General features: G+C 70.2%; 11 protein-coding genes. 4 read left to right on the forward strand and 7 right to left on the reverse strand.

Going from position 1 to position 10,954, the window contains the following annotated elements; translation table 11 throughout:
* Positions 1-43: 43 nt before the first annotated feature.
* Positions 44-529, forward strand: a complete 486-nt coding sequence (locus AB0M73_RS18380) for a ClpX C4-type zinc finger protein (RefSeq protein WP_363891794.1) — start codon at positions 44-46, stop codon at positions 527-529.
* 29 nt (positions 530-558) lie between these two features.
* Here the strand turns inward: AB0M73_RS18380 and AB0M73_RS18385 are convergent, their stop codons facing one another.
* Positions 559-996 (reverse strand): hypothetical protein, encoded by a 438-nt coding sequence (locus AB0M73_RS18385; RefSeq protein WP_363891795.1) that lies wholly within the window; start codon positions 994-996, stop codon positions 559-561.
* Between the two features lie 82 nt (positions 997-1,078).
* On the opposite strand from AB0M73_RS18385, the gene AB0M73_RS18390 reads away from it, so the two are divergent.
* Positions 1,079-2,158, forward strand: a complete 1,080-nt coding sequence (locus AB0M73_RS18390; RefSeq protein WP_363891796.1) for a DnaJ domain-containing protein — start codon at positions 1,079-1,081, stop codon at positions 2,156-2,158.
* On the opposite strand, the gene AB0M73_RS18395 is transcribed toward AB0M73_RS18390, so the two are convergent.
* From AB0M73_RS18395 to AB0M73_RS18415, 5 genes are all read right to left on the reverse strand, one after another.
* Positions 2,127-2,828 (reverse strand): hypothetical protein, encoded by a 702-nt coding sequence (locus tag AB0M73_RS18395; RefSeq protein WP_363891797.1) that lies wholly within the window; start codon positions 2,826-2,828, stop codon positions 2,127-2,129. The two genes, AB0M73_RS18390 and AB0M73_RS18395, sit on opposite strands and share 32 nt — an antisense overlap.
* Positions 2,821-5,598, reverse strand: coding sequence for a DEAD/DEAH box helicase (locus AB0M73_RS18400; protein ID WP_363891798.1), 2,778 nt, complete (start codon positions 5,596-5,598; stop codon positions 2,821-2,823). Before AB0M73_RS18400 ends, AB0M73_RS18395 begins: the two co-directional genes overlap by 8 nt.
* A gap of 37 nt (positions 5,599-5,635) precedes the next feature.
* Positions 5,636-6,049, reverse strand: a complete 414-nt coding sequence (locus tag AB0M73_RS18405) for a MarR family transcriptional regulator (RefSeq protein WP_363891799.1) — start codon at positions 6,047-6,049, stop codon at positions 5,636-5,638.
* Positions 6,046-7,491, reverse strand: a complete 1,446-nt coding sequence (locus AB0M73_RS18410; RefSeq protein WP_363891811.1) for an MFS transporter — start codon at positions 7,489-7,491, stop codon at positions 6,046-6,048. Before AB0M73_RS18410 ends, AB0M73_RS18405 begins: the two co-directional genes overlap by 4 nt.
* Before the next feature lie 81 nt (positions 7,492-7,572).
* A complete protein-coding gene (locus tag AB0M73_RS18415) occupies positions 7,573-8,220 on the reverse strand; it encodes an ImmA/IrrE family metallo-endopeptidase (protein WP_363891800.1) in 648 nt (215 codons plus the stop codon).
* Positions 8,221-8,265: 45 nt separating this feature from the next.
* Here AB0M73_RS18415 and pnuC point away from each other — a divergent pair, with 45 nt between their 5' ends.
* Both pnuC and AB0M73_RS18425 read left to right on the forward strand, forming a co-directional pair.
* A complete protein-coding gene (gene pnuC / locus AB0M73_RS18420) occupies positions 8,266-8,871 on the forward strand; it encodes a nicotinamide riboside transporter PnuC (RefSeq protein WP_363891801.1) in 606 nt (201 codons plus the stop codon).
* Positions 8,868-9,908, forward strand: a complete 1,041-nt coding sequence (locus tag AB0M73_RS18425; protein ID WP_363891802.1) for an AAA family ATPase — start codon at positions 8,868-8,870, stop codon at positions 9,906-9,908. The genes pnuC and AB0M73_RS18425 overlap by 4 nt, the downstream gene beginning before the upstream one ends.
* A 135-nt stretch (positions 9,909-10,043) precedes the next feature.
* Here the strand turns inward: AB0M73_RS18425 and AB0M73_RS18430 are convergent.
* Positions 10,044-10,954, reverse strand: a 911-nt coding sequence (locus AB0M73_RS18430; protein WP_363891803.1) for an IS30 family transposase, incomplete at its 5' end; no start/stop codon positions are given.

Below are 10,954 nucleotides of genomic sequence, written 5' to 3' on the forward strand. Positions count from 1 at the left end.
AGTGATGCTAGACGAATGCGATGTGTCTAGGTACGGTAGACAGATGCCGGTTGACCGAGACCTGCTGCGGGACACTCGCGCCGCCGCCGACGCGTGGGCCGAGGCGCAGGATCGTACCGAACTTGCCAAGGCCGACTACCACCACGCGGTGCGTCGGCTGCACCTGGCCGGGGCCTCGCTGCGCGAGATCGCCGACGCGCTGGACATCAGCCATCAGCGAGTGCACCAGATGATCGAGGAAGCCGGCGGCACCGAGGGCTGGAAGCCGCGGCTCAAGGTCGGCGACTGCTCCTTCTGCGGCTCCAGCGCCGAGGAGGTCGAGCGGCTCATCGCCGGTCCGGGGGTTTTCGTCTGCGACGGCTGCGTGCGGCGCTTCCGGGCCCAGCCGCCGCTGACCTCCAGCGCCTTGGACTGCTCGTTCTGCGACCGGCCCGCCGCCGAGGACGGCTGGCTGGCCGAGGAGGCGGGCGTGCGAATCTGCGACCGCTGCCTGGAGTTCTGCGACGAGGTCCTGGCGACCCAGGGCTGAGGTCCGGGGTCGTCAGGACTCCTCGACGGCTACTTCTCGGCGATGCGTGTCACCGTCGCCGTGCCGTTGGCCTTGGTGGCGACCACGCCGACCTTGTCGCCCGTGTGCACGTCGCCGATGGCGGACTGCTTGCCGCCCTTGCGGACCTTGGTGTCGTTGTTGACGGTGTAGGTGGCGGTGAAGCCGTCGTCGCTCTTCACGGCGATCGACGTCGAGCTGACCGACTGCACCTCGCCGCGCTGCACGTCGACGACCCGGTGGTCCTTGCCGTTCAACGTGACCTCGCCGTGCGCGACGTGGCCGAGCAGTTGCCTGTGGTGCTTGGCCTTCGCCGGCGTCGCCGGCGAGGCGGCGGGCGTGGAGGTGGAGGTTGGTGCGCTGCTGACGGCGTAGGCCACGCCGCCGCCCGCCACCAGGGCCACCACCGCGGCGCCGGTGATCAGTGCCGTCCTGGTTCTGGGTGTCATGACACCACTGTGTGGCACCAGGCTGAACCTGGGCTGAAACCTGCATGATCAACATTTTTGGGGCTGCACTAGGGTGTGCGCCGTGGCCGAGGTCGACTACTACGAACTGCTCGGGGTCTCGCGCGGCGCATCGGCCGCCGAGGTGAAGTCGGCCTACCGTGCGCTGGCCAAGGTGATGCACCCGGACGCCGGCGGCACCGCCGGCACGTTCCGGCTGCTCCAGGTCGCATACGAGACGCTGACCGACCCCACCCGGCGGGCCCGCTACGACCTCGGCGACGTCCCCGAGCCCGCGCCGCCCGCCGCCGCCCCGCGCACCAGAAGACCCGCGCCGCGGCGGGACTTCGGCGACGACCCCGACTACGTGCCGAAGCTGCCGCGGATCGATCCCCGGGGCATCCCCTGGTGGGCGCTGGTCGACGCCGCCGAGCGGATCCGCTACGTGCCCCAGGTCGGTCCCGGCCACGCCCCCGTCGCGGTGGCCCTCGCGAGCCTGATCCTGTTGCTCTCCATCCTGTTGGCGATCAACCTGAGCCCCCTTTTACTGGCCGTCGTGCTGCTGCTCGTGGCCGCCGCCGTTGTCGTGCTGGTGCGGATGGGTCGGGGCTTACTGGCCGCCAAGCGCGAGCACCAGTCGTTCACCACCGAGATCGGCGTCAGCCGGTCGTTCGGCCTGCCCGGCGACCGGGCCGAGAAGCTGACCGCCGAGCTGTTGGCCAAGTACCTCACCCGCCTGCCCGGCGTCCGCATCTTCCATGGCCTCGCCCTGCCCGACTCCGTCTTCGCCGACGTCGACCACGCCGTGCTGTGTGGCCACCGGCTGGTGCTCATCGAGTCCAAGCTCTGGCTGCCCGGGCACTACGAGGTCGACGAGGTCGGCGCCATGTGGCGCAACGGCCACCCTTTCCGCGGCGGCGCCGTGCGACTTGAGGACTCCGTCGACGCGTTCGAGGACCTCCTGCCCGGCGTCGAGGTTCGCGGCGCCGTGCTGATCTACCCCAGCCGGGCCGGGGAGATCTCGACCGGCGACCCCGACGACGCCCTGGCCCCGCCCATGAGCCCCCAGCGCTTCATCGCGGAGCTGGGCCAGTGGTTCGCCGCCGATCCGTCCACTGTGGACCGCGAGGTGTTCAGGACTGTGCTGGACCGCGTGGTGTCCTGAGTTGGCGGTAGGCCGGTCGCAGTAGGTCGGCCACTCGCTCGCCGCGCACTTCCAGCGGCAGGGGAGCGAGCTCGTCCAGCACGGCGTCGAGCCGCTCGACGTGTTCGGGCGCCGCGACCGTGACGGGCTGCTGCGAATGCCAGAAGCCCTTGATGGGCGGGGTTTCCCGGGTGGTGCGGCGGAGTTCTCCCAGGCGAGACAACAGCTCGTCACGGCCTCGGCCCCGCCAAGCGAGGGCCTGGAAGGGATCCTGGTCGAACAGGTCGGCCAAGAGGTGGCACACGGCGGCGAGGTGGGAGCAGGGCATGTCCCACGTGTCGCACGTGCAGTCCATGGCCAGCTCACGCATGTCGTCGGGGAAGAGCCGGAGCCCGAGGTCGGCGAACATCTCGTACGGGACCTCGCCGGCCAGCAGGCGGGCCGTGAACAGGGCCTGACCCGACAGGGCTTTCTCTACGGAGACCCACTCGGGCTTGGTGAAGGCCTTGATGCCGATGCGGCACCGATGGGTCCGCGCGCCGTCCTGCACCTGGGCGACGACAACGCTGGTGGACAACGACATGCTCAGCACCTGGCCGGCTCGGGCGGCGAGGCGGCCCTGGCGCAGGCGGGAGGCCATGCCCAGGGATTCGAGGACGGCGATGAACTGCGCGCCGAGGCCGTTACTCACCGACGGCCTCCGGGGCAAGAGTGATGAGCTCCCGGAGCTCGCTGGTGGACATCTCGGTGAGCCAGCTCTCGCCGGCCCCGACGACGAGCTGGGCGAGGGCCCGCTTCTCGGCGATGAGACGGTCGATCCGCTCCTCCAGCGTGCCGACGCAGACGAACTTGCGGACCTGGACGTCCCGCCGCTGGCCGATGCGGAAGGCGCGGTCGGTGGCCTGGTCCTCGACGGCGGGATTCCACCAGCGGTCGAGGTGCACGACATGGTTGGCGGCGGTGAGATTCAGCCCAGTGCCGCCGGCCTTGAGCGACACCAACAGGACCGAAGGCCCGTCGTCGGACTGGAAACGGGCGACGAGCTCGTCGCGGGCGCGCTGCGGGGTGCCGCCGTGCAGGAACGGGACCTCGATGCCGAAGCGCCCCGACAGATGCCCGACGAGCATCCGTCCGAACGCGACGAACTGGGTGAAGCACAGCACCTTGTCGCCGTCGGCGAGGACCTGCTCGACGATCTCCTCCAGCCGCGCGACCTTGCCGGAGCGACCGTCGACCGGGGAGCCGTCACCCAGCAGTTGGGCGGGGTGGTTGCACACCTGCTTGAGCTTGGTCATGGCGGCCAGCACGAGGCCCTTGCGTTTGATGCCACGGCTTTCGCTGATGCGCGCCAGCATGTCGTCGACGACGGCCTTGTACAGGGTGGCCTGCTCGGCGGTGAGGTTGCACAGCTGGCGAACCTCGAACTTCTCCGGCAGATCGTCGATCACGGTGCGATCGGTCTTCAAGCGCCGCAACAGGAACGGCCCGGTGATGCGGCGCAGCCGGGCGGCCGCCTCCTGGTCGCCGAACCGTTCGACGGGCACGGCGAACCGGGCCCGGAAGGTGTGTTCGGTGCGCAGCAGCCCGGGATTGAGGAAGTCCATGACGGACCAGAGCTCGGCCAGCCGGTTCTCGACGGGAGTGCCGGTGAGCGCGACCCGGTGTCGCGCCGGCAGCGCGCGAACGGCCTTGGCCTGGACGGAAGAGCTGTTCTTGACGTACTGGGCCTCGTCGAGCACGAGCCGGTCCCAGTCCACATCGGACAGGGTGGCGACGTCCCGGGCGACCACGCCGTAGGTGGTGATCACGAGGTCGTGCCGCGAAAGCTGCGCGGCGTCGAGGCGGTCGTCGCCGTGGTGGATGTGCACGGACAGCGTCGGCGCGAACCGCTCGGCCTCCCGCTGCCAGTTGCCGACGACGGACATCGGACACACGACCAGGGTCGGCCCACGGCCGGCGGTCGACACGGCCAGCGCCAACAGCTGCACCGTCTTGCCCAGCCCCATGTCGTCGGCCAGACACGCGCCCAGGCCGACCCGGTCCATCAGGCTCAGCCAGGCCAATCCACGCTGCTGGTACGGCCGCAACGTCGCGGTGAAACCGGCCGGCGTGTCGATCGGTTCGAGCCGCTTGTCGGAATGCTCGGACAGCAGCGAGCCGAGCCAGCCCTCGGCGTGCACATCGATCACGGGCAGCGGCAGATCGGCCTGCTCCGCCCACAGCACCTCGCCGGCCGTCATGGTGCCCTGACCGGATCGGCCGAGGTAGTCGAGACCGGCTGCCAAACGTTTGCGGTCCAGGTGGAGCCACCGGCCGCGCAGCCGCACCAGAGGCACCTTGGCGGCGGCCAGCGTGGCCATCTCCGCCTCGGTGAGGGGCTCGCCGCCCAGTGCGAGCTGCCACTTGTAGTCGACGAGCAGGTCGAGGCCCATGCCCCGCTCGCGGCCGACCGCCGCGACCGGCTGCTGGCTGCGGGCCGACAGCCGCAGGCCGAGATGCCCCCACTTCGCCGGCAGCAGCACGGCGAACCCGGCCTGCGTCAGCAGCGCCGCGTCGAGCAGGAAGGCGTGGGCGCCACCGACATCGGTACGCAGCTCGGCCGGCCGCGCCTCCCGCAGCAACTTCTCCAGGCCCCGGTGCAGCCGGCTGGCCCGGCCGAGGTCGGCCAGCAGCTGCGCCTGAGGGTCATCGATCCACCGGTACAGCACGTCGTCGTTGCCGTGCCAGATCTGCTTGGCCGGCACCAGCACGCTCGGGTCGTCCACCGACTGCAACAACACTTCCAGCAGCCAGAAGTCGTCGTCCTCCAGGTCAGGCGAGCTGAGCCGGAAACAGGTGCGCACGGGACTGTCCGAGGCCGCGCTGGCCCGCCACGACTCCAGGGGCTTTTCCAGCGAGGGGAAGGACTGGGGCTCGCCGGTGAGGGCCGCGAGCCACCGGTCCAGCTCGGACCGTCCACGGCTCAGTCGTACGCCGTCAAGCCGTTGCCGCACTGTGAAATCGACGATCCGGTCCACTGTGGAATGCAGGATCGTGCCGGCGTCCGTGTCCAGCGACTCCGCCCGGCACGCCGGCGGCATCGCCCCGGCCAGCGCGACGAATCGGGCCGAGTCCACACCGGACAACACTGCGCGCCAACGAGATTCCTCGTCCGGCACGACACGGCCGCGCGACACCAGGTCCTCGGCGTACGCGGTGACGTCCGCGAGAAACCGCACCGTGTCACCGACATCGTCCGGCAGCTCCGAAACCGTGGCCGGGTCCACCACGCCGACCGGAACCTGCCACGGCCGCAGCCGCTGCCCGTCCGACGGATCCGTGGCGGCCAGCGGCCCGGATTCCGTGGACGGCAACGTGATCGTGCGCGTCTCGGGCAAGCCGTAGGGCGGCGTCACGGCGAACGGGTGCTCGTCGCCGACGGCCTCGCGAGGCCGGGTGGAATCCTCCGCCCACAGCGCCATTCGGCCGTCCGGACCACACAAACCGTGCAGCAGCAAGTCAGTCGACCGCCAGCTTGCCCAGGATCCGGTCCAGCGCATCGAGATCCTCGGCCGGCAGGGCCAGGAACGGCTCCGGCGCCGCGTTGAGGATCGCGTTGGCCTTGGCCGCCTCGGCCGCGCCCTTCTCCGTGATGGTGACGATCTTGCAGCGGCGGTCCTCGGGATGTCGCGTGCGCTCCACCAGGCCGCGGTCCTCCAGGAAGTCCACCACCAGCGTGGTGTACGGCTTGTCCGTGGCCAGCGCGTCGGTCAGCTCGCGCATGGTCAGCGGGCCGCGGGCCACCTTGTACAGCGCCTTGACCTTGATGAAGCTCATGTCCAGCGCCTGGCAGACCTCGGCGCGGCGGTCGTGCTGCTCCAGCACCAGCGACCGCATCGCCTGCCAGGCCCGGCCCGCGGTCTCTGTGGTCATGACATGGTCACCGGAATCCTGGGCTCGTCGGTCTCGAAGGTCGCCGCCGCGGTGTCGGCGGTGCGCCGAGCCCATCGGCTCGTGGTCAGGATACCCATCGCCAGAACGATCACGCCGCAGCCGACCATGATCCACCAACCGAGGTGGCTGGCCGGCGTGAAACCGGTGACGAACGGCCCGGTGATGCGCGAGGTGACCACCGACCCGATGATCGCCACGCCCAGCGCCACGCCGAGTTGGCGGCTGGTCGAGGCCACCGCGGCGGCCACGCCGGCCTGCGCGCGGGGCATGCCGGAGACGGCAGTGTTGGTGATCGGCGCGTTCAGCGTGCCGAAGGCGATGCCGAACGCCACGTACGGCAGGAACAGCAGCGGCAGCGGCAGGTCGGCGGTCAGTTGGGTGAGCAGCAGGCCGCTGACGATGAAGCCGATGCCGGCGATGACCAGCGGCAGCCGCGCCCCGCGCTTGGCCACCACCCGCCCGGTGATCGGGGCCAGGATCGCGGTCAGCGCGGCCGACGGCAGCGAGAACAGACCCGCTTCCATCGCCGACAGGCCGCGGACCTGCTGCAGGTAGAGGGCGTTCAGGAACAGGTAGCCGGCCAGCGCGGCGAAGCCGCTGATCGCGATCAGGGTGGTGCCCGAGAACGGCACGCTGCGGAAGAACCGCAGGTCGATCAGGGGTTCCTGGCGGCGCGGCTCGTAGATCGCGAGGCCGATCGCCGCTAGCGCCGCTAGCACGAAGCAGCCGATGATCTCCGGCGAGCCCCAGCCGTGGCCCGGGCCCTCGATGATGCCGTAGGTCAGTCCGGCGAACAGGACGATCACCAGCAACTGCCCGACCGGGTCGAGCTTGCGGGCCCGCGGCGCGCGAGACTCGGGCACGAACCTGGCGGCCAGGATGATCGCCGCGACGCAGACCGGCACGTTGATCCAGAAGATCGACTGCCAGCCGGCCGACTCCACCAGCGCGCCCCCGACCAGCGGGCCGAGCGCCATGCTGAGGCCGACGACGCCGCCCCAGACGCCGATCGCCCTGGCCCGCTCGCGGGGCTCGGTGAAGGTGTTGGTGATGATCGACATGGCCACCGGGTTGAGCATGGAGCCGCCGACCGCTTGCACCATGCGGAAGGCGATCAGCCAGCCGGCGTTCGGGGCCACGCTGCACAGCAGGGAGCCGAGGCCGAACAGGGTCAGGCCGGTCTGGAAGGTGCGGCGGCGGCCGATGCGGTCGCCGGTCGAGCCGGCCAGCATCAGCAGGCTGGCCAGCACCAGCACGTAGGCGTCGATGGTCCACTGCAGGCTGGTGACCGAGGCGTGCAGGTCGCGCTGGATGGCCGGCAGGGCCAGGTTCACGATGGTGTTGTCCAGGCCCACGATGAACAGGCTCATGCAGCAGATGGCCAGCACGAGCTGCCGTCGGCGGCGGCTGAGCTCCGGCAAGAGGTCCCCCACGGGTAGTTGTACGACTGTAATTGTTAGAAGCCTACAACTATCCTGGGAGAAGTGGAACCGTGAGGCCGTTCACGTCCGCCGCAGGTGGCGCAGGCCTCGCTTCAGGTAGGCCCGCGGGTTCACGTCCAGCTGTCCGGCCCAGGCCGGGCGGCGCTCGCCGCGACTGTGGGCGTGGCACGCGAGGGCGTAGCCGTACATCGGCTCGGTCAGGTAGCCGAGGCGGCGGACCTGCCGGCGTCGATGGTCCTGGCTGAAGTCGAAACAGGCGTTGGCGCTGAAGATGCCGAGTCCGAAGTGGACGGTCAGGAGGTCGGTCAGCGGCTCGTGGTCGTCGCCGTGGTAGCGGCCGTCGAGGCGGACGTGGCCGAGCTCATGCGCGACGGTGGCGACCAGCCGGGTCGAGGTGAGCGTGCGGTCGATGGCGATCACCGGGCGGCCGTTCTCCCGCCGGTAGTGCCCGGCGGCGCCCCGCGATCGGACGGTGAGCCCGGCGGCGCGGGCCAGGTCGTCCTCGGCCGAGTCGCCGTACAGCTCGACCGTGATCGTCTTCGGGTCGACGTCCATGAGTTGGCAGAGCCGGCCGACCACGTCGTCGTCGGCGAGGTCCGTGATCACGGCGCGCGGTTCGCCGAAAGCGGTGCGGAGCCAGGCCAGCGACTCCTCGATCCACTTCTGCTCCCGGGCGTTCACCGGGCACGGAGAGGTGAACAGGGCCACCGCCAGAAGGTAGCGTGAGCCGGCTCGCGGGGGAGGGGAACGTCCATGATCGACTGGCTCAACCAGGTGCTCTTCGTGCTCGGCGACGACCAGGTGTCGGTGGCCGAGCTGCTGGGCTTCGTCACCGGCGGCGCGTGCGTGGTGCTGACGGTGCTCGCCCATGTGGCGAACTTCCCGGTCGGCGTCGCCAACAGCGCGTTCTTCCTGGTCCTGTTCGTGTCGGCGCAGTTCTACGCCGACGCCGGGCTCCAGGTGATCTACATCGTGCTGGGCTTCCTCGGCTGGTGGCAGTGGGTACGCGGCGGCCCACAGCGGACGGCGCTGGAGCCGGGGCATGCGAGTCCGGCGTTGCTTGCGGGGTGCGTGGCCTTCGTCGTGCTCGGCACGGCCGGGCTGACGGTGCTCCTGACCGCGGTGGACGATGCCGCGCCGTTCTGGGACGCCCTGACCACGGCGATCTCACTGGCCGCCCAGTTCCTGCTGAACGCCAAGAAGATCGAGAACTGGTTCTTCTGGATCGCCGCAGATATCATATATGTGCCGTTCTACCTGGTGAAACGCCTCGATCTGACGGCCCTCGTGTACGTGCTGTTCCTCGGGCTGTGCGTGCTGGGGCTGCGCCAGTGGCGACGGCTGCCGGTGCCGGCATGACGTACGAACACGGCCTGGTGCTGGGCAAGTTCTACCCGCCGCACGCGGGGCACCATCACCTCGTGCGAACCGCCGCCGCGCGCTGCCGGCGGTTGACGGTGCTGATCGAGGCGGCGGGCGTGGAGTCGATCCCGCTGGCCGACCGGGTCCAGTGGATGCGCGAAGTGCACCCTGGAGTACAGGTCGTCGGCACCCGCTGCGATGTCCCGGTGGACATGGCCGACGAGCCGATCTGGGCCGCGCAGGTCGCCGTCATGCGCGCCGCCCTCGGCGACGTCCGGATCGACGCCGTGTTCACGTCCGAGAAGTACGGCGACGAGCTGGCCCGCCGCTTCGGCGCCGAGCACGTGCTGGTCGATCCCGCGCGGGTGAACGTCTCGGTGTCGTCGACCGCGATCCGGGCCGATCTCGCCGGCCAGTGGGACTTCCTGGATCCCGTGGTGCGGTCCGGCATGGCCGCGCGGCTCGTGTTCGTCGGTGCCGAGTCCACCGGCACGACCACCGTGTCCCGGCTGGTCGCCGAGGCCTTTCGTGCTCGCGGCGGCGTGTGGGCTCGGACCGGGTGGGTCGAGGAGTACGGCCGCGACTACACCTATGTGAAGTGGCGGGCCGAGGGCGGCGAGCTGGATCGGCTCGTCTGGAACCAGGACGACTTCGACAAGATCGCCGTCGAGCAGCGCCGCCGCGAGGACACCGCCGCCGCTGCCGGTTCTCCGCTCCTCGTCTGCGACACCGACGCCTTCGCCACCGCCGTCTGGGAGCGCCGCTACATCGGCACTCGGCGCCCTCGCGTCGGCCGTGGCGACTTCTACCTGCTCACCGACCATGTCGGCGTCCCGTGGCTCGACGACGGCCTCCGCGAAGGCGACCTCGCCGTCCGGGCCCGGATGACCGCCTGGTTCACCTTCGCCCTCCAGGACTCCGGACACGCCTGGGCCCTCCTGACCGGCAGCCTCCACCAGCGCGTCGACCTGGCCCTGAAGATCGCCGACCAGACCCTCCGACACCGCTCCACCTTCGCCGCGCCACTGGGTTAGGGCCGCCTGTGGACAACCCTCGACTTGTCCACAGGCACCCTCCTTACAAGATCATCCGCCGTTTCCGCTGGTAGAATGGGTCCGGGGACGCCCCCCTTGGGCTTGCGGTTTCTAGTGGTCGTTGCAACACTGCTGCTAGCCGGTGCTGGTGAGCAGTCGTGTCACGCGTTCGGCCGGGCTGTCCCATCCCAACGTCATACGGGGTCGGTCGTTGAGCTCGGCCGCGACCGCGTCCAGATACCCGGCGGTGTGGACCGACAGGTCGGTGCCCTTGGGGAAATACTGGCGTAGCAGGCCGTTGGTGTTCTCGTTGGAGCCGCGTTGCCAGGGCGAGTGCGGGTCGCAGAAGTAGACCGGCATCCCCGTGGCGGCGGTGAACTGGCCGTGCAGGTGCATCTCGCTGCCCTGATCCCACGTCAACGACCTGCGTAGCTGCGCCGGCAGGGTGGCGATCTTCGCCACGAGGGCGTCACGGACCGCCGTCGGGGTGTAGCCGTCCGGCAGGTGCAGCAGCATCACGAACCGGGTCGCCCGCTCGACCAGGGTGCCGATCGCCGACCGGTTGAACGCGCCCATGACCAGATCGCCTTCCCAGTGCCCGGGCACCGCCCGATCCGCGACCTCGGCCGGCCGGTCGCTGATCATGACCATGTCGGTGGCCATCCGCGGCCGACGCGCATCCGCACGGGTGTGGGGGCGCCGCGCGATGCGGCCGGTCCGCAACCAGCCGGCGACCTCACGCCGCAAACCGCCCCGGGCCTGCACGTACAGGGCTTGGTAGATCGTCTCGTGACTCACATGCCACCCTGGTTGGTCGGGATGGTCGCGGCGCAGCCGGCGGATGATCTGCTGCGGGCTGAACCGCTGGGCCAGTCCATCCTGGACCAGCGCCCGCAACACCGGATCACCAGCGATCGTGCTGGTCTTCGGCCGGAGTCGTCGAGCCGCGGCTCTCTCGTGCGCCCGGTGGGGCTGATAGGTGCCGTCGGGCTGCTGGTTACGGTCCAGTTCCCGGGTGATGGTGGACACCGGCCGCCGTAGTTGGA

It is taken from the genome of Kutzneria sp. NPDC051319 (genome assembly GCF_040682195.1).
In the GTDB taxonomy this organism is placed as follows: Bacteria; Actinomycetota; Actinomycetes; order Mycobacteriales; family Pseudonocardiaceae; genus Kutzneria.